This window comes from Streptomyces parvus, assembly GCF_014648875.1.
Classification (GTDB): domain Bacteria; phylum Actinomycetota; class Actinomycetes; order Streptomycetales; family Streptomycetaceae; genus Streptomyces; species Streptomyces parvus.
This window is the reverse complement of sequence record NZ_BMRY01000001.1, coordinates 101,368-120,619: the sequence shown is the minus strand read 5'-3', so window position 1 is coordinate 120,619 and position 19,252 is coordinate 101,368. Positions and strand designations below refer to the sequence as shown.

At 71.8% G+C, this 19,252-nt stretch carries 11 protein-coding genes; 5 read left to right on the top strand and 6 right to left on the bottom strand.

The window, feature by feature from the left end:
* Positions 1-106 precede the first annotated feature (106 nt).
* On the top strand, positions 107-1,012 hold the full coding sequence (locus tag IE140_RS00480; RefSeq protein ID WP_150193523.1) for an NAD(P)-dependent oxidoreductase: 906 nt from the start codon (positions 107-109) through the stop codon (positions 1,010-1,012).
* Positions 1,013-1,094: 82 nt separating this feature from the next.
* Here the strand turns inward: IE140_RS00480 and glgB are convergent, their stop codons facing one another.
* The 4 genes from glgB to IE140_RS00460 form a co-directional block, all read right to left on the bottom strand.
* The gene (glgB, locus tag IE140_RS00475; RefSeq protein ID WP_150193524.1) at positions 1,095-3,527 is read right to left on the bottom strand and encodes a 1,4-alpha-glucan branching enzyme; all 2,433 of its coding nucleotides are present in this window, start codon (positions 3,525-3,527) and stop codon (positions 1,095-1,097) included.
* Between the two features lie 80 nt (positions 3,528-3,607).
* A complete protein-coding gene (locus tag IE140_RS00470; RefSeq protein ID WP_093443804.1) occupies positions 3,608-5,029 on the bottom strand; it encodes a maltokinase N-terminal cap-like domain-containing protein in 1,422 nt (473 codons plus the stop codon).
* Positions 5,030-5,257: 228 nt separating this feature from the next.
* Positions 5,258-6,964, bottom strand: coding sequence for a maltose alpha-D-glucosyltransferase (gene treS, locus IE140_RS00465; protein WP_032779036.1), 1,707 nt, complete (start codon positions 6,962-6,964; stop codon positions 5,258-5,260).
* Complete coding sequence (locus IE140_RS00460) at positions 6,961-8,979, bottom strand: alpha-1,4-glucan--maltose-1-phosphate maltosyltransferase (protein WP_150193525.1); 2,019 nt, start codon at positions 8,977-8,979, stop codon at positions 6,961-6,963. Before IE140_RS00460 ends, treS begins: the two co-directional genes overlap by 4 nt.
* Before the next feature lie 685 nt (positions 8,980-9,664).
* Here IE140_RS00460 and glgP point away from each other — a divergent pair.
* Entirely contained in the window at positions 9,665-12,337 is a 2,673-nt protein-coding gene (gene glgP / locus IE140_RS00455; protein ID WP_150193526.1) for an alpha-glucan family phosphorylase, read from the top strand.
* 64 nt (positions 12,338-12,401) lie between these two features.
* Here glgP and IE140_RS00450 read toward each other — a convergent pair whose 3' ends face one another.
* Entirely contained in the window at positions 12,402-14,447 is a 2,046-nt protein-coding gene (locus IE140_RS00450) for a M4 family metallopeptidase (protein WP_150193527.1), read from the bottom strand.
* Positions 14,448-14,903: 456 nt separating this feature from the next.
* The gene (locus IE140_RS00445) at positions 14,904-15,494 is read right to left on the bottom strand and encodes a TetR/AcrR family transcriptional regulator (RefSeq protein ID WP_093443812.1); all 591 of its coding nucleotides are present in this window, start codon (positions 15,492-15,494) and stop codon (positions 14,904-14,906) included.
* A gap of 120 nt (positions 15,495-15,614) precedes the next feature.
* On the opposite strand from IE140_RS00445, the gene IE140_RS00440 reads away from it, so the two are divergent.
* The 3 genes from IE140_RS00440 (at position 15,615) to IE140_RS00430 (ending at position 19,176) form a co-directional block, all read left to right on the top strand.
* Positions 15,615-16,676 (top strand): FAD-dependent oxidoreductase, encoded by a 1,062-nt coding sequence (locus IE140_RS00440; protein ID WP_150193528.1) that lies wholly within the window; start codon positions 15,615-15,617, stop codon positions 16,674-16,676.
* 442 nt (positions 16,677-17,118) lie between these two features.
* Entirely contained in the window at positions 17,119-18,417 is a 1,299-nt protein-coding gene (locus IE140_RS00435) for a hypothetical protein (protein ID WP_229826654.1), read from the top strand.
* A gap of 45 nt (positions 18,418-18,462) precedes the next feature.
* On the top strand, positions 18,463-19,176 hold the full coding sequence (locus IE140_RS00430) for a nucleotidyltransferase domain-containing protein (protein ID WP_150193529.1): 714 nt from the start codon (positions 18,463-18,465) through the stop codon (positions 19,174-19,176).
* The last annotated feature ends 76 nt before the right edge of the window (positions 19,177-19,252 follow it).

Here is a 19,252-nt window from a genome sequence, read left to right as displayed (position 1 = left end):
GGGTTCCGCCCGGTCGGCCGTTGACCTGCATCCTTTCCCGGAAGTGCGTATCTGACAGTCAAGTGGGTTCTGGTCAGGCCCTGTTCGCGCGCCAAGGATGGTCCCCATGACGCAAGCGCACACGACCACCGAACCCGCACCCGCACCCACCCCCGTCACCGTCCTGGGCCTCGGTGACATGGGCCGTTCCCTGGCCCGCGCCTTCCTGGCCGCGGGCCACCCCACCACCGTCTGGAACCGTTCGCCGGAGAAGGGCGAGGACGTCGTCGCGCTGGGCGCGGTGCGCGCCGCGTCCGCCGATGAGGCCGTGCGGGCGAGCGGACTCGTCGTGGTCTGCCTCGTCGACTACGACGCCTCCGACGCGGTCCTGGAACCGTTGGCCGAAGCACTGAAGGGGCGGGTCCTGGTCAACCTGACCTCGGACACCCCGGCCCGCTCGCGGCAGACCGCCGCCTGGGCCGCGAAGCACTCCCTGTCCTACCTCGACGGGGCGATCATGGTGCCGGTCGACGTGGTCGGCTCGGCGGAGGCCCTGGTCTTCCACTCCGGCGACCGCGCCGCCTTCGCCGCGCACGAGGACACCCTCAAGGCGCTGGGCGAGCCCGCCACCTACCTCGGCGAGGACCACGGGCTCGCCGCCGCCTACGACATGGCGATGCTGGACTTCTTCTACGGAGCCATGGGCGGCCTGGTCCACGCCTTCGCGCTGGCCCGGGCGGAAGGCATCGAGCCCGCCTCGCTCGCCCCGTACCTCACCACGATCACCGGCATCCTGCCGCCGATCGTGGAGTACACCGCGGAAGAGGCCGGCTCCGGTGCGTACCCTGCCAACGGCGCGAACCTCGGCATGATGGCGGCGAGCGTCGACCACATCCTGCACACCGCGAAGGACCGGGGCCTGGACGTCGCGCAGCTGGCCGGACTCAAGTCGCTCACCGACCGGGCGATCGTCCAGGGACGCGGCCCCGGGTCCTGGTCGAGCCTCGTCGAGGTGATCGCCGCCGACCGCTGACCCGAGCCGGGAACGGGGGAGGGGCCGGTACCGCGCCGCAACGGACGCGGTACCGGCCCCTCCCTTCACGGGCTCGGACGGGTCACGCCGGGCGGAACCACACCGTCGCCAGCGGCGGCAGCGTCAGCGAGATGCTGCACGGCCGGCCGTGCGCGGGCACCGCCTCCGCCTTCAGCGGCTCCTCGTTGCGCACATCGCCCCCGCCGTACCGGGCCGCGTCGGTGTTGAGGACCTCCACCCAGCCCTCCGTACCGGTCTCCGGCACCCCCAGGCGGTAGTCGCTGCGGACCGCCGGGGAGAAGTGCGAGACCGCGAGCAGCGGCGAGCCGTCCGCGTCGTACCGCAGGAACGCGAACACGTTGTCCTCGGCCGCCCCGCCGTCCACCCAGCTGAACCCCTCCGGTGAGGTGTCCCGCTGCCACAGCGCGGGCACCGCCCCGTACACCGCGTTCAGATCGCCCACCAGCTCCCGCACCCCGCGGTGGTCGCCGGACGCCTCGTACGACGGGTCCAGCAGCCACCAGTCCGGGCCGTGCCCCTCGGACCACTCCGCGCCCTGCGCGAACTCCTGGCCCATGAAAAGGAGTTGCTTGCCGGGGTGGGCCCACATGAAGCCCAGGTAGGCGCGGTGGTTCGCACGCCGCTGCCACCAGTCGCCGGGCATCTTCGTCACCAGCGCCTGCTTGCCGTGCACCACCTCGTCGTGCGAGATCGGCAGCACGTAGTTCTCGCTGTACGCGTACACCATCGAGAACGTCATCTCGTTGTGGTGGTACTTGCGGTGGATCGGCTCCTTCGCCATGTACTGGAGCGAGTCGTGCATCCAGCCCATGTTCCACTTCAGCCCGAAGCCGAGGCCCCCGCTGTCGGTCGGGCGGGTGACACCGTCCCAGGCCGTGGACTCCTCGGCGATCGTGACGACGCCCGGATTGCGGCGGTAGACGGTCGCGTTCATCTCCTGGAGGAAGGCGACCGCGTCCAGGTTCTCCCGGCCGCCGAACTCGTTGGGCGACCACTGGCCGTCCTCGCGGGAGTAGTCGAGGTAGAGCATCGAGGCGACCGCGTCGACCCGCAGCCCGTCGATGTGGAACTCCTCGCACCAGTACGTGGCGTTGGCGACCAGGAAGTTGCGGACCTCGGTGCGGCCGTAGTCGAACTCCAGCGTCCCCCAGTCCGGGTGCGCAGCGCGCTGCGGGTCGGCGTGCTCGTACAGCGGACGCCCGTCGAACTCGGCCAACGCCCAGTCGTCGCGCGGGAAATGGGCCGGCACCCAGTCCATGATGACGCCGATGCCCGCCCGGTGCAGGGCGTCGACGAGGAAGCGGAAGTCGTCCGGGGTGCCCAGACGCGAGGTCGGCGCGTAGAACCCGGTGACCTGATAGCCCCAGGAGCCGCCGAAGGGGTGCTCGGAGACCGGCATCAGCTCGACGTGCGTGAACCCGAGGTCCTTGACGTACGCGGGCAGCTGCTCCGCGAGTTGACGATACGTCAGTCCTGGCCGCCAGGAAGCGAGGTGCACCTCGTACACCGAGAACGGGGCCTCGTGGACCGGCCGGTCGCCCCGGTGCGCCATCCAGTCCGCGTCCTGCCACTCGTGGTGCTTGGCGGTCACGATCGACGCGGTCGCGGGCGGCACCTCGGTGCGCCGGGCCATCGGGTCGGCCCGCACCGTGTGCGAACCGTCCGGGCGGCAGATGTCGAACTTGTACAGCGCGCCCTCGCCGACCCCCGGCAGGAACAGCTCCCACACCCCGGTCGAGCCGAGCGACCGCATCGGGTAGCCCGTGCCGTCCCAGTAGTTGAAGTCACCGGTGATCCGCACCCCGTGCGCGTTCGGCGCCCACAGGGTGAACCGGGTCCCGGCCACCCCCTGGTGGACCAGCGGCTCCGCGCCGAGCGCCCGCCACAGCTCCTCGTGGCGGCCCTCACCGATCAGATGCAGGTCCAGCTCGCCGATCGCGGGCCAGAAGCGGTACGGGTCCTCCACCTCGATGGTGTTGTCGTCGTACGCCACTTCCAGCCGGTACGCGGGCACCTGCGGCACCGGCAGCACACCGGAGAAGAAGCCGTCGCCGTCGTCGTGCAGCTCGGCCCGCAGCCCCGTCGCCAGCACGGTGACGGTCCGGGCGAACGGCCGCAGCGCCCGGACGAGCACCCCGCCGGGGATCGGGTGGGCGCCCAGCACGTCGTGCGGAGCGTGGTGGTCGCCGGCCAGCAGCCGGCCGCGGTCCGCGCCGTCCAGGGCCGGTGCGGGGCGGGCGCCCTGGCCGTCCCCGGCCTGCCGGGGGCGCGGCGGGCCCGCGTCCGCCCGCTTGGGCCGGGCGCGCTTGGCGGGCGCGGCCTTGGTGGCGGTGGCGGTGGTAGTGGCGGCGGGTGCGGGGGCTGCCGCCGCGTCGGCTGCCGTCTCGGCGGCTGCGGGCTCGGCTGCGGGCTCGGCGACGGTCTCGACAGTCACCTCGACGGGGGCCTCGGCGGACTTGCGGGATGCCTTGCGGGACGGCTTGCGGGCGGTCACAGGGACTGCCTCCTCGGGGAGTGAAGGGGGAGAAGCACGGGCGGAGGGGAGGGGAGCGACGGTAGGGGCGAGGGGAAGGCTCAGGCCGCCGCGGACTGGGCCAGCCGTTGGATGGCCGCCATCGGCACCGGCAGCCAGTCGGGGCGGTGCCGGGCCTCGTACACCACCTCGTACACGGCCTTGTCGGTCTCGTGGGCGCGCAGCAGCTCGGGTTCGCCGCGCGGATCGCTGCCCGAAGCCTGGGCGTACCCCTCGCAGTAGGCGGCACGGCAGCGGGCCGCCCACTCCGGGTTCCACGGGCGGTGCGAGCGGGCCGCGTAGTCGAAGGACCGCAGCATGCCCGCGACATCGCGCACCGGCGGTGCGGGCATCCGGCGCTCGGGCAGCGGGCGGGCCGGTTCGCCCTCGAAGTCGATCAGCGACCAGAAACCGTCGGCGGAGCGCAGCGTCTGCCCGAGATGGAGATCGCCGTGCACCCGCTGCTGGGCCCAGCCGCTGCCCCGGACCCCGAGGTCCGTCACCGCGTCGAACGCGGCGCGCAGCCCGGGAACGTAGGGCACGAGCGCCGGGACCGCCTGCGCGGCGGCCTCCAGCCGCTGGGTCATCTGGGCCACCAGCTGCCGGGTCTGGGTGCCGCGCAGCGCCGGGGTCGGCAGCGCGGCGGCGAGTGCGGTGTGCACCTCGGCGGTGGCCCGGCCCAGCGCCCGCGCCTCGGGCAGGAAGTCCCGGCCCGCGGCGAGCGCGGCCAGCGCGAGCTGCCAGCCGTCCCGTGCCCCGTGCAGGAAGGGCTGGAGGACGCCGAGGGTGAGCGGTTCGGCGCCGGGGGCCTCGAACCAGGCGATCGGGGCGGGTACCCGTTCGCACCCCTCGCCGGTCAGCGCGAGCGGCAGTTCCAGGTCCGGGTTGGTGCCCGGGAAGACCCGCCGGAAGATCTTCAGGATGAACGCGTCCCCGTAGACGAGCGAGGAGTTGGACTGCTCGGCGTCCAGCACCCGGGGCGTGAGGCCGGCCGGGATCTCGGCGGTCCGCTCGAAGCGCAGCGAACCGAGGCTGCCGGGACGGCGGAACCGTTCCAGCAGCACATCGGCCAGCCGGGGGTCGTGCAGCGCGTCGTACACGGTCCGTCCGGCGAGCGGCCCCCGCTCCACCCGGCCGACCAGCGCGCCGGCGAGCAGCGGCGGCAGTGACGTCCGTACGCCCAGCAGCAGTTGGTAGCAGTCGTCGGCCGCCCGGACCGACCGGGTGGGCTGCTCCACCCGCAGCAGCAGGTGCAGGAGTCCGGGGCCCGTCGTGCCGGCCGACGGCACCATCTCGGTGGCCGAGACCAGCCGGAAGCCGGTGACCGGCCGGCCCTTGCCGGCGAACCAGCGCTGCCGGGGCAGCCATTCGTGGAGCAGCGGGGCGAGGGACGGGAGCAGGGCCCCGTCCGTCGTACTGCCGGTAGTTGCGCTGTTCCTCGTGCTCTTCGCCAGGGCGACGTGAGTGGATGCAGCCTCCGACATGGCATCGCGTCCTTTCCCCGGGCACACAGGATGCGAAGAGTGTCCCGGATTGCGGCAATGGCTGTCCGGCTGTGCGGGACGTGTCGGGAGAGGAAGGTGCTTACGGACTCGAACGGCGGAACCGTGATGGCCGGGGGCGCGGGAACCGGTGAGGGCCCGGGGCCTTCGTTTCGCTCAGAGTGCCCCGTGCGGGGCGGTGGAAACCGCCCCGCACGCGACCGGTGCCTCTCAGGCCGGCGGCGCGTCCTTGCGCAGCCGGAACCAGTAGAAGCCGTGTCCCGCGAGGGTCAGCAGGTAGGGCCACTGACCGATGGCCGGGAAGCGTACCCCGCCGATCAATTCCACCGGATGACGTCCGTTGAACGATCGGAGGTCAAGTTCCGTCGGCTGCGCGAACCGCGAGAAGTTGTGCACGCACAGGACGAGGTCGTCCTTGTACTCGCGGGTGAACGCCAGCACCGCCGGGTTGGAGGAGGGGAGTTCGGTGTACTCGCCGAGACCGAAGGCCGGATTCTGCTTCCGGATCTCGATCATCCGGCGGGTCCAGTGCAGCAGCGAGGACGGCGACGCCATCGACGCCTCGACGTTGGTGACCTGGTAGCCGTAGACCGGGTCCATGATCGTGGGGAGGTAGAGCCGCCCCGGATCGCTGGAGGAGAACCCGGCGTTGCGGTCGGGCGTCCACTGCATCGGGGTGCGCACCGCGTCCCGGTCGCCCAGCCAGATGTTGTCGCCCATCCCGATCTCGTCCCCGTAGTAGAGGATCGGGGAGCCGGGCAGCGACAGCAGCAGCGCGGTGAACAGTTCGATCTGGTTGCGGTCGTTGTCCAGCAGCGGGGCGAGCCGCCTGCGGATGCCGATGTTGGCGCGCATCCGCGGGTCCTTGGCGTACTCCGCGTACATGTAGTCGCGCTCTTCGTCCGTGACCATTTCGAGCGTGAGCTCGTCATGGTTGCGCAGGAAGATGCCCCACTGGCAGTTCTTCGGGATCTCCGGGGTCTTGGCCAGGATTTCGGAGACCGGGTAGCGGCTCTCGCGGCGCACCGCCATGAAGATGCGCGGCATCACGGGGAAGTGGAACGCCATGTGGCATTCGTCGCCGCCCGCCTCGTAGTCGCCGAAGTAGTCGACGACGTCCTCCGGCCACTGGTTGGCCTCGGCGAGGAGCACGGTGTCCGGGTAGTTGGCGTCGATCTCCTTGCGGACCCGCTTGAGGAAGTGGTGGGTCTCGGGGAGGTTCTCGCAGTTGGTGCCCTCGCGCTGGTAGAGGTAGGGCACCGCGTCGACCCGGAAGCCGTCGATGCCCAGGTCCAGCCAGAACCGCAGGGCTGCCAGGATCTCCTCCTGGACCGCCGGGTTCTCGTAGTTGAGGTCCGGCTGGTGCGAGAAGAAGCGGTGCCAGTAGTACTGCTTGCGCACCGGGTCGAAGGTCCAGTTGGACGTCTCGGTGTCGACAAAGATGATCCGGGCGTCCTGGAACTGCTTGTCGTCGTCGGCCCAGACGTAGTAGTCGCCGTACGGCCCGTCGGGATCCGTACGGGACTGCTGGAACCACTCGTGCTGATCGCTCGTGTGGTTCATGACGAAGTCGATGATGACGCGCATGCCGCGCTGGTGCGCGGCGTCCACGAACTCCACGAAGTCGGCGAGGTCGCCGAACTCCGGCAGCACGGCGGTGTAGTCGGAGACGTCGTAGCCCCCGTCGCGCAGCGGCGACTTGAAGAACGGCGGCAGCCAGAGGCAGTCGACACCGAGCCACTGGAGGTAGTCCAGCTTGGCGGTGATGCCCTTGAGGTCGCCGATTCCGTCGCCGTTGGAGTCCTGGAAGGACCGGACGAGCACCTCGTAGAAGACGGCTCGTTTGAACCAGTCGGGATCGCGGTCCTTGGCGGGGGTGTCCTCGAACGTGTCGGGGACAGGCTCATTGACGATCATGGTGTGGGTGACCCTCCGGTCGGCGGGGACGGTCGCAGGACCGCGATGTGCGCGGGCGTGATGCCCGGCTCCAGGCGCACATAGAAGGCCCTGCCCCAGTGATAGGTGTCGCCGGTGAGCTCGTCGCGCACCGGTACGCGCTCGTGCCAGGAAAGGCCGAGCCGCTCCATGTCCAACGAGACCGTGGCCTCCTGGGTGTGGTGCGGGTCGAGGTTCACGACCACCAGAACGGTGTTCGGTCCGGAGCGCTTGCTGTAGGCGATCAGCGCTTCGTTGTCGGTGTGGTGGAAGTGGACGTCGCGCAGCTGCCGCAGAGCGGGGTTACGCCGGCGGATCCGGTTCAGCGAGGTGATCAGGGGGGTCAGCGTGCGGCTCTCGCGTTCCGCCGACTCCCAGTCCCTCGGGCGCAGTTCGTACTTCTCCGAGTGCAGGTACTCCTCGCTCCCCGGCTTGACCGGGGTGTTCTCGCACAGCTCGAATCCCGCGTACACGCCCCAGGAGGGGGCCAGCGTCGCGGCCAGCACCGCCCGCGCCTCGAAGGCCGGGCGGCCGCCTTCCTGGAGGTAGCCGGGAAGGATGTCGGGGGTGTTCACGAAGAAGTTGGGCCGCATGTAGGAGGCGGCGTCCCCGGCCAGCTCCGTGACGTACTCGGTCAGTTCGTGCTTGGTGTTGCGCCAGGTGAAGTACGTGTACGACTGCTGGAAGCCGACCGCGCCGAGCGTGTGCATCATCGCCGGGCGGGTGAACGCCTCCGCCAGGAAGATGACATCGGGGTCGGTGCCGTTGATCTCCTCGATGACCTTCTCCCAGAACACCACCGGCTTGGTGTGCGGGTTGTCGACCCGGAAGATACGCACCCCGTGGTCCATCCAGAAGCGCAGAACGCGTACGGTCTCCGCCACCAGACCGCGCATGTCCTTGTCGAAGGCGATCGGGTAGATGTCCTGGTACTTCTTCGGCGGGTTCTCGGCGTACGCGATCGAACCGTCGGCGCGGTGGTGGAACCAGTCCGGGTGCTCCTTGACCCACGGGTGGTCCGGCGAGCACTGGAGCGCGAAGTCCAGCGCGATCTCCATCCGCAGATTCCGGGCCGTCGACACGAAGTGGTCGAAGTCCTCCAGCGTGCCCAGCTCCGGGTGGACCGCGTCGTGCCCGCCGTCCGGCGAACCGATCGCCCACGGCACGCCCGGGTCGTGCTCCCCGGGCGTCAACGTGTTGTTCGGGCCCTTGCGGTGGGTCGTCCCGATCGGATGGACCGGCGGCAGGTACACCACGTCGAACCCCATCGCGGCGACCGCGGGCAGCCGCTCGGCGGCCGTCCGGAAGGTGCCGCTGACCAGCCTCGTCGGCGCGTCCGGTGAGGTGTCCGCCGGGTCCACCGGCACCCGCTTCGCGCCCTCGGAGCGCGGGAACAGCTCGTACCAGGACCCGAACAGCGCCCGCTCGCGCTCCACCCGGACCGCCAGCGGCTTGGACCGGGTGACCAGTTCGCGCAGCGGGTAGCGGGCCAGCACCGCGTCGGCGGCCGGGGTCAGCGCCGCCGCCAGCCGGGCCTCGGCCGGGTGGGCGGTGTCGCGCAGCGCGTCCACCGCGGCCAGCACCGCCTCGCGGCCGTGCTTCTTCGGCACGCCCGCGGCGGCCCGCTCCAGCAGCGCCGCGCCCTCGGCCAGCACCAGGTCCGTGTCGATGCCCGCCGGGATCTTGATCGCGGCGTGGTGCCGCCAGGTGGTGACCGGATCGCTCCAGGCCTCCACCGTGTACGTCCAGCGGCCCTCGGCGTCCGGGGTGATGTCCGCACCCCACCGGTCCGTGCCCTGCGCCAGCTCCCGCATCGGGGTCCACGGGCCGACCCGCCCGCTCGGATCGCGCAGTACGACATTGGCGGCCACCGCGTCATGGCCTTCGCGGAAGACGGTGGCGGTGACCTGGAAGGTCTCACCGACGACGGCCTTCGCCGCCCGTCTGCCGCAGTCGACGAGGGGACGGACGTCCAGGACGGGAATACGACCGATCATGGAATCACCTGAGGGCTGGAGGAGCTCGGCGTGCACGGGGGACGGCACGGGCGCGGAGGACCGACCGCGTGTGCCGCGAAGACGGGGATCTGTCCTTTGTAACTGCTCAGCTGTCTGCTGACGGGCTGTGGGCATGGCCGCTCCTGTCCGCGTTCACTCGAATGGCACTCGAATGGGTGGGTCGCGGGGGTTTCGTGCATGTTTCGGGATGCACGGGAGAACGTGTGCGGGCCGGTCGTGCCGTGTACCGGGGAAGCCTTCCCCGCGTCGAAGGGTGGGAAATCCGGCGCCGTGTTAACTACTCGGTCGTAACGGGCCGCTCGGGCTCCGCCGCACGCGGCGCGCACGCCCCGGTGGGCGTGGGAGACCCGAAGCGCCCCCACGGGTTCCGGATACCCGTTCTGCGGCGCCACACGGCAGCCTTCCCTGTGACAGGAAGGTCCACAAGGCTGCGTACGGGAGAGAAATCGGCCAAACCCCCAGGTGGGAGGAGTGGCGGGGGATCACCGGTGGGGTGCGTGGGGCGTCTGTGGGGAGGCGCGCGGCGGACGGTCCCCGGACCGGGCGCGCCGCCCGCGCGCCGTGGCAGCCCGCCACGGACGGCCGCTACCGTCAGGGGTGACGGAAGGGACGCACACCGTGGTGCGTCCGCTCGGATGCGCAAGTCCCCTGTAAAGGTGGAGCAGTGAAGGCCATTCGTCGATTCACCGTGCGTCCTGTTCTCCCCGAACCCCTTCGACCCCTCCACGACCTCGCGCGCAACCTGCGCTGGTCGTGGCACACCGAGACCCGCGAACTCTTCCGGGCCGCCGACCCCGAGGGCTGGCGGCCCGCGGACGCCGACCCCGTACGCCTGCTCGGCTCGCTGTCCGCCGGACGGCTGACCGAACTGGCCGGGGACGCGGAGTACCTCGGCCGCCTCGCCGCGGCCTCCGCCGATCTGGCGGAATATCTGGACGGCCCGCGCTGGTACCAGGAACAGCGGGCCGCCGGAGCCGAACTTCCCTCCGGCATCGCCTACTTCTCGCCCGAATTCGGTGTCACCGCCGCCCTGCCCCAGTACAGCGGCGGCCTCGGCATCCTGGCCGGCGACCACCTCAAGGCCGCCAGCGACCTCGGCGTCCCGCTCATCGGCGTCGGGCTGCTCTACCGGCACGGCTACTTCCGCCAGACCCTCTCCCGCGAGGGCTGGCAGCAGGAGCACTATCCCGTCCTCGACCCCAACGAACTCCCGCTCGACCTGGTCCGCGAGGCCGACGGCACCCCCGCCCGGGTCGTCCTCGCCCTGCCCGGCGGACGCTCGCTGCACGCGTGCGTCTGGCTGGCCCGGGTCGGCCGGGTGCCGCTGCTCCTCCTCGACTCCGACGTCGAGGAGAACGCCCCCGGCGAACGCGACGTCACCGACCGGCTCTACGGCGGCGGCAGCGACCACCGCCTCCTCCAGGAGATGCTGCTCGGCATCGGCGGGGTGCGCGCCGTCCGCACCTGGTGCCGGCTGACCGGCACCCCGGAGCCGGAGGTGTTCCACACCAACGAGGGCCACGCCGGCTTCCTCGGCCTGGAACGCATCCGCGAACTCATCCCCACCGGCCTCGACTTCGACGCCGCCCTCGAAGTGGTCCGGGCCGGGACCGTCTTCACCACCCACACCCCGGTGCCCGCCGGCATAGACCGTTTCGACCGGGGGCTCGTCGCCCGCCACTTCGGCGACGAGGGCGAACTGCCCGGCGTACCCGTCGAGAAGATCCTGCCGCTCGGCACCGAGACCTACCCCGGCGGCGAACCGGAGCTGTTCAACATGGCGGTGATGGGCCTCAGGCTCGCCCAGCGCGCCAACGGCGTCTCCACCCTGCACGGGGCGGTCAGCCGGGAGATGTTCTCCGGGCTCTGGCCGGGCTTCGACCCCGCCGAGGTGCCCATCACCTCCGTCACCAACGGCGTCCATGCCCCGACCTGGGTCGCCCCCGAGGTGTTCCGGCTCGGTGCGGGCCAGGTCGGCGAGGGCCGCGCCCACCAGGTGCTGGCCGGCGGACCGGTGGACGGCGAGCCCTCCGAGCAGCGGACCGGCACGCCCCGCCGCTGGGACGCGGTGACCGGCATCGGCGACCAGGAGATCTGGGACCTGCGCCGGGACCTGCGCGGACAGCTCGTCACCGAGGTCCGCCGCCGCCTCTACGCCTCCTGGCGCAGGCGCGGCGCGGGCACCGCCGAACTGGGCTGGATCGACGGCGTCCTCGGCCCGGACATCCTGACCATCGGCTTCGCCCGCCGCGTCCCCTCGTACAAGCGGCTCACCCTGATGCTGCGCGACCGCGACCGGCTGCGGGAGCTGCTGCTCCACCCGACGCACCCGATCCAGATCGTCGTCGCGGGCAAGGCCCACCCGGCCGACGACGGCGGAAAGCGGCTGGTCCAGGAGCTGGTGCGGTTCGCGGACGACCCGCGGGTGCGCCACCGCATCGTGTTCCTCCCGGACTACGGCATGGGCATGGCGCAGAAGCTCTACCCGGGCTGCGACGTCTGGCTCAACAACCCGCTGCGCCCGCTGGAGGCCTGCGGTACGAGCGGGATGAAAGCGGCGCTCAACGGCTGCCTCAACCTGTCGGTGCGCGACGGCTGGTGGGACGAGTGGTTCGACCCGGACTTCGGCTGGGAGATCCCCACCGCCGACGGCTCCGCGGTCGACGAGGACCGCCGGGACGAGCTGGAGTCGAACGCCCTCTACGCCCTGATCGAGGACCGGGTCGCCCCGCGCTTCTACGACCGGGGGGCCGGGGGCCTGCCCGACCGCTGGATCGAGATGGTCCGCTCCACCCTGGTCAACCTCGGCCCGAAGGTGCTCGCGGGGCGGATGGTGCGCGAGTACGTGGAGCGCCTGTACGCCCCCGCCGCCCAGGCCCGCCGGGTCCTGGAGCCCGCGGTGGCGCAGGATCTCGCCGCGTGGAAGGCCAGGGTCCGGGCGGCCTGGCGCGGGGTCTCCGTCGACCATGTGGAGACCGTCACCGGGGACGCCGCGGGCGGCTCGGCGGAGCTGGGGGCCACTCTGGCGCTGCGGGTGCGGATCGCGCTCGGCGGCCTGGAGCCGGACGACGTCGAGGTCCAGGTGGTCGCGGGCCGGGTCGACTCCGGCGACGCCATCGCGGACGCCCAGACCTTCCCGCTGAAGCCGGCGGGCGGTCAGGACCTGGAGGACCGCTGGCTGTACGAGGGCCCGCTCACCCCGGACCGGACGGGACCGTACGGCTACACCGTGCGCGTCCTGCCCGCCCACCGGCTGCTGGCCACCAGCGCCGAACTGGGCCTGGTCGCCCTGCCGACCGGGGCGACGGGGGAGGGCGGCGGCGTGCTGATGCGCTGAGCGCGCGCGAGCGGCCCGGAAGGGGTTCGCCCCCTCCCGGGCCGCTCGACTGCGGTGGGCCGGATCAGAAGGTGAGCTTGACGCTGTTGATCCGCCCGGTGTCGTAGCGTGCGACGTCCTGGACCCGCAGCTTCCAGACCCCGTTGGCCACCTCGGACGAGGCGTTGACGGTGTAGGTCTCCACCACGTTGTCCGCGGAGTCACCGGAGGAGGAGTTCTTCAGCCGGTACGCCGACCCGTCCGGGGCCAGCAGGTCGATGACCAGGTCACCGCGCCAGGTGTGCGTGATGTCCACGCCCACCTTGAGGGCGCTCGGCGCGTTGCCGGCCACACCGGAGACGGTGACCGAGCTGGTGACGGCCGCACCGGCGTCCGGGATGTTCACCACGGTGGTGTTCTCGAACACCTTGCCGCCCGGGTCGGGGTCGCCGCCGCCGGGGCGCGAGCCGACGTTGATGCCGGCCCAGGCGTGGGCCACGGCCGCGTACTCGGGGCTGGTGGCCCCGTACAGCTCACTGGCTACCGCGAGCGTGCCCGTGCGGGCGGCGGCGTAGTTGGTCGTCGAGGTGAACTTGGTGGTGAGCGCCTTGAACCAGATCAGCGACGCCTTGTCCCGGCCGATGCCGGTGACCGGCAGTCCGTCGGAGGTCGGGGAGTCGTAGCTGACACCGTTGATCGTCTTGGTGCCGCTGCCCTCGGAGAGCAGGTAGTACCAGTGGTTGGCCGGGCCCGAGGAGTAGTGGACGTCGACGTTGCCGATGCCCGCGTACCAGTAGTCCTTGGAGCTGCCGTCCCGGCTGGGCTTGTCCATGTAGCGCAGCGGGGTGCCGTTGCCGCGGATGTCGATCTTCTCGCCCACCAGGTAGTCGCCCTGGTCCTGGGAGTTGTTCGCGTGGAACTCGACGGCGGCGGCGAAGATGTCGGACGTCGCCTCGTTGAGACCGCCGGACTCACCGCTGTAGACGAGGCCCGCGGTGTTCGACGTGATGCCGTGGGTCATCTCGTGGGCGGCCACGTCGATGGAGGTCAGCGGCTTGGCGTTGCCCGCGCCGTCCCCGTAGGTCATGCAGAAGCAGCTGTCCTGCCAGAAGGCGTTGACGTAGTTGTTGCCGTAGTGGACCCGGGAGTACGCGCCGACGCCGTCACCCCGGATGCCGGAGCGGCCGTGCACGTTCTTGAAGTAGTCCCAGGTGAGCGCGGCGCCGTAGTGGGCGTCCGCGCCGGCCGTCTCGGCGTTGCCCGGGGTGCCGTCGCCCCAGATGTCGTCCGCGCCGGAGAACAGGGTCCCGGTCCCGGAGGTCCCCCGGTTCAGGTTGTACGTCTTGTGGTTGCCGCGCCCGGTGTCGGTCAGGGTGTACGAGGGGGCGGTGCCCAGCGTCACCTGGCCGCTGTACTGCGTGTTGCCCGTGCCGTTGTGGACGGCCTGCCACTCGTAGAGCTTCTCGCCCGTGGTGGCGTCCGTGAGCACGTGCAGCTCGTTCGGGGTGCCGTCGTGCTGGAGTCCGCCGACCACGGTCTCGTACGCGAGCTGCGGGGAGCCGCCGCCCACCCAGACCACCTTGCGCGGGGTGTTCTCCGCCTTCTTGGCCTTCGACCCCTCGGCCTTGGCCGCGCCGAGCGCCTGCTTCTCGGCGGCGGCCGGGGCCACGTCGGCGGTCAGGCCGACGGCCTTCAGCTGCGCGCTGGTCGCCCTCGACGCCTTGCTGACGCCCTCGGTCTTTCCGGCCGCGGACTCCTTGACCACGAGGTCGCCGCCGAGGACGGGGAGCCCGTCGAGGGTGCGCTCGTAGCGGGTGTGCGTGGTGCCGTCGCGGTCCTGGACCACGTCACGGACCACGAGCTTCTCGGTGGACCCGAGACCGAGCTCCTTGGCGGTGGCCGCCTTCGTGGCGTTCGCCTCACTGAGCAGCTCCGCGCGCTGGGCGGGGGAGAGCTTGGCGGGGAGGGCGCCCGGGTCGGCCTTCGTGCCGGCGGTGATCCCGCCGAGCGGGGCCGAGGCGGGGGCGGAGGTGGCGGTCGCGGCGCCGGACGGAACGGCGACGGCTATGAGGGCTGCGGCGGCTATCAGAGCGCCGGTCGCGGTCGCGCGACGGCTGGGCGTGGATCTCACGCGGACTCCTTCTGCGAGGGGGGTACCGGGCGGCCTGGAGGGCTGTCCGGTCGGTGCAGGCGGTGCGCAGAACGGGGTGAACAGTGCCAGCCGACGACCGTGCCTGTCAGGGGCGCGTCAAGAACTTGGCCGGATTTCGTTCGTTGCCGGAAAGGTCATGTTCGTTGAGCGGACGTTTCGTCGATCATTGCCGCAGTGTTACCGGGTGTTCTTGAGCCCGGCATTCACAGGGTGGTCACAGGTTTCGCGCGCGGCGGCCACCGGCCCGCCGCGAGCGGGAAGAGGTGTGATGACCGTCAGATGAGACGGTGTCGGGTTCTGGCCAGATCGGCCCGCCGGAATGTGCCGGTCCGTCAGGGTGCGGGGATCTCTTCGGGATCGGGGTGCGGGCTTCCGGTCACCGCTGCCGGGTGGGTCGCGTGCGCTCGGGTGGTCGCGTCCGGCGGGCTGTGGCGCTCAGGCCGTGGCGTCCGGCGGGTACACCGTGTCCAGGAGGTCGCGCACGAAGCGGTCCGGGTCGTCGAGCCCCGCCGCCGCGAGCGTGCCGGGCCCGTCCGTCAGCAGGTGGGGCACCGCCGCGTGCAGGGCGAGGGTGACGACGGCGGCCCGCTGCGGGGTCACCGGCAGCCCGGCGGCGCGCTGGGCCAGCTCGAACCCCGCGAAGTCGCCGCTCGCCATCGGGTCGAGGATGCCGGAGAGCCAGGGCCGCCGGGTCGCCTCGGCCTGGAGCTCCAGCACGGCGAGGAGCCGGGGGCGGCCCGGCCCCGCGACGTTCTCCAGGAGTGAGCGGAAGAGGGCGATCAGGGCCTCCCGGTTCGCGGGGCCCGGACCGGCGGCCAGCTGTTCGGTGAGTGCCAGGTACTGCTCCAGGCAGCGTTCCGCCACCGCGCGGAGCACGGCGTCCCGGGTCGGGAAGTAGTTCTTGGTGGTGCCGGACGGCACCTCGGCGGCCCGGTCCACGGCCCGGTGCGTCAGCCCGCGCCCGCCGTCCCGGGCCAGCACCTCGATCGCCGCGTCCCGCAGCCGGTCCCGCCGGTCCGGATTCACTCGTGCCCGCTCCCTCGTCCCCGTCGTCTCCGCCGCCTCTCCTTGCCGATGGTACCCCAGCCGTGGTACCACGGATGTGGTGGTTCTTCTGCATGGCCCTACGAGCTTCGGGAGCGCGACATGGCAGGGACGGCGACCGTGGTCGGCGCGGGCATCGGCGGACTGGCGACCGCGATCGGCCTCCGCCGCGCGGGCTGGAGCGTGACCGTGCTGGAACGCCGCACCGAACTGGAGCGGTACGGAGCGGCCTTCGGCATCCACCCCACCGCACAGTCCGCGCTCGACCGCCTCGGTGCCGGCGACGCCCTGCGCGAGCACGCCGTGCCCTACCGCGACGCGCACATCCGCACCCCCGACGGGACGCCGATCGCCCGGCTCCCGCTGGAGCGCATCGAACGCACGGCGGGCCGCCCCGAACTCCTCATCTCCCGTCCGTACTTGCTCGACGCCCTGCTCGCTGGGCTGGACGCCTTCGGTGACGTACCGGTGAAACTCGGCGAGCGGGTCACGGACGTGGGGGCACTCGCCGCCGGACAGGACCTGGTGATCGGCGCCGACGGCATCCGCAGCGCCGTCCGCACCGCCCGCTTCGGCGACCGCAGCGGCCCGCGCGAGGTCGGTACCGTCGCCTGGATCGGCATCGCCGACATCGAGAGCCGGGTGCACGGCGAGACCTGGGGGAGCGGCCGCTTCTTCGGGCTGACCCCGGTCGAACCGGGCCGCACCAACTGGTACGCCACCGCACCCGAGGCGACCACGGCCGACGACCTGCGCGGCCTCTTCGCCGACTGGCACGACCCGATCCCACGCATCCTGGACGCCACCGACCCGGCAACCTGGATCCGCTACGAGATGCGCCACCTGTACCCGGCGCTGCCCTCCTTCGTCTCCGCCGACGCCTCGGCGGGCCACGTGGCACTGGTCGGCGACGCGGCCCACGCCATGACGCCCAACCTGGGCCAGGGCGCCTGCACCGCGATCCTGGACGCGGACGCCCTGACCCGGGCGCTCGCCGCGGCGCCCCCGGGCCCGGCGGGCATTGCCGGAGCCCTGCGCGCCTACGACCGGGAGCGCCGCCGCAGCGCTCAGCGGACCGCCTTCGCCTCCCGGACGCTGCACCGCTTCATGAGCACGGAACGCACCCGGCTGCGCAACGCGGCGGTACGGCTGCTGCCGGGGTGACGGCGGCGAATTCCGTCGGCATCGCACCCGCACCGTCCGCGTGTCCCGTCCGGCCGGGCCGGTGCACGGCCTGACGCGTCGTAGGGGCGCCCGGTGTCCGTCAGGTCGGGCCCCACGCGAAGCGGGTCACGGTGAAGGTCTCGCCGTCCTGCGGCGGCCGGGTCCAGGGGCGGGTGGTGGACGTGTGCAGCCCTCCCTAGGTGATCGCGTGGCGCGGCCGCTGGATGCCGCTGAGGTGTCTCGGAGAAAGTCCCTTCCTTCAGCGGCCCCCTCATGGGCACGCCGAAGGCATGGAACCGAGCAACTCCCTTTCGTACCAGGCAGTAATGGGACAGTTCTTGATCCTATGTGGCCAGTTGTGGTATGGCCCTGCCGTCGTCGGCGACGGTACCTTCGCTCACGCTCACCTCATCGACCGCGTACAAGCAGGGGGAAGACAGTGATGCGCCGTACACGTACCCGCCTGGGCAGAGGGCTCGGGGCAATCGTCGCCACCGCGACGGCCGCCGTGGCCATGGCCGCCCCTCAGGCCGCCGCCGTACCCGCCGAGCCCGGACCCGGCCGGCAGGCGGCCGGGGCCGAGGCCGGTCAGGCCTGTACCGTCGCCGATCTCGGCAAGCGCCACCCGCTCGTCAGGACCACCGAAGTCTCACCGACGATCACCCACTTCAAGGGCTGGTACGTCACCGAGGGCACGACCGGTTCGCAGACCGTCACCACCAGTACCCAGACCACCATCTCGGTGTCCGTCGGGCTCAACGGCACTGTGCAGGGAAGCTTCGCCGTCGAACTCCTCGGTACGGTCGGTGCGACCCTGGGGCTGAACGTACAGGTCAACTACACGTCCACCAGCAGCGTGTCGAACTCCATCAGCTGGAACTTCATGCAGCCCGGCTACTACGGGCTCTACAAGGGCACGAAGAAGGTCACCGGCACCTACGGCAGTCTCAACTGCAACCGTGTCCAACAGGGCGACGGCAGCTACGCGTTGAAGTGGGTCGAGGGTCCCGACAGCGGTAGCTTCACCACCTACGCCACCATGGAGGAAGGCGCGGTGCGCTGCGAGGACACGGTCCCCGCCAACAGCATCATGGCCAAGGCCAAGACTCTGCTGGACTGCGGCGCCGCCGCCACCGCCGGACACACGGCGGGCCCGGTCCCCTCGGCGAAGGCTGAGAAGGCCGCGAAGGCTGAGAAGGCCGCCGCGGCCCGGGACGCGGCCGGGAACGACGCCGAGGCCACCGCGAGCGCGAAGAGCGCCCCGGCCGCCGCATCCGCCACCCGTGCCGCCCTCAACTGCAGCGCGGACGCCTACAAGATCGCCGTACCCGGCAAGCCCCTGTCCTGGGGCGCGCCGCTCCTGGCGGACGACGGCGTCCGCCTGCGGCCCTCGACGATCTTCAGCGCCCACCTGGACCACTGGCGGCTGTGCGACGTGACGGAGAACAACGGGGTCCTCGAAGCGACCCTGTGGAACTGGGGCAACGGCGGGTGCGCGACCATCGCCCAGCCGAACGCGGCCGACGAGCGGGCGGTCCTGAGGACGGTCGCCTGCACGGAGGACGACCTCCAGCGGTTCTACATCTACCGTGACGTCCCCGGCTCCGCGAAGATCGGCGTCCAGAACAAGCACACCGGCTACATGATCGGCCACGACCGGTACGCCGACGGCGAGTTCCTGCGCCAGTACAGCAGCGGCAGGCCGGACGGCACCGGCACCTACGACCTCCTGAAGGTCTGACCGGCCGCGCGGCCACGGCAGGGGCGGCCACGGCAGAGTAGGGGCATGGACGTAACGGAAGTCGCCCGTGCCCTTGTTCTGGAGCGTCACCCCGACGCCCGCGCCGCGTTCCTCGGCGGCAGTGTCCTGACGAGCCGCCGCACCGCCCGGTCCGACCTGGACATCGTCGTCCTGCTCGACGGCCCGCCCGCCCCGTACCGCGAGAGCCTGCGGTACGGGGCCTGGCCGGTGGAGCTGTTCGTGCACACCGAGGACTCCTGGCACAGCTTCGTGACCCCGGAGATCGCGCGGCGGAACTCGGCCCTGCTGTGGATGTGCGCCGACGGGGCGCTGCTGCTCGACGCCGACGGGACGGGAGCCCGGATCGCGGTGACGGCGCGACGACTGGCGGCCGCGGGGCCGCCCCCGGTCACCGGCACGGCGCTCGAAGACGCCCGGTACGCGCTGACGGACCTGCTCGACGACTTCGCCGCCGTCACGGACGCGGGCGAGCGGCTGTTCGTCGTCACCGAACTCGTCCAGCGCGCCGGCGAACTGGCCCTGCTGACCCACGGCACCTGGCTCGGCGGCGGCAAGTGGCTGGCCCGGCGCCTCGAACCCGTCGCTCCGGGGCTGCCCGCGCGCCTGGACGAGACCGCGCAGGCCGCGCTGCGCGGCGCTCCGGAGGGCCTCACCGCCCTGGTCACCGAGGTCCTCGACGCGGCGGGTGGCCCCATCTGGGAGGGGTACCGCCGCAGCGGCCCGCGTCGGACGGCCTGAGCCCTTTGCGGGTCGCCGGACCGCCTGACCCTTTCGCGGGCGCGGGCCCGCGCACCGGATGCCGGTGCGCGGGCCG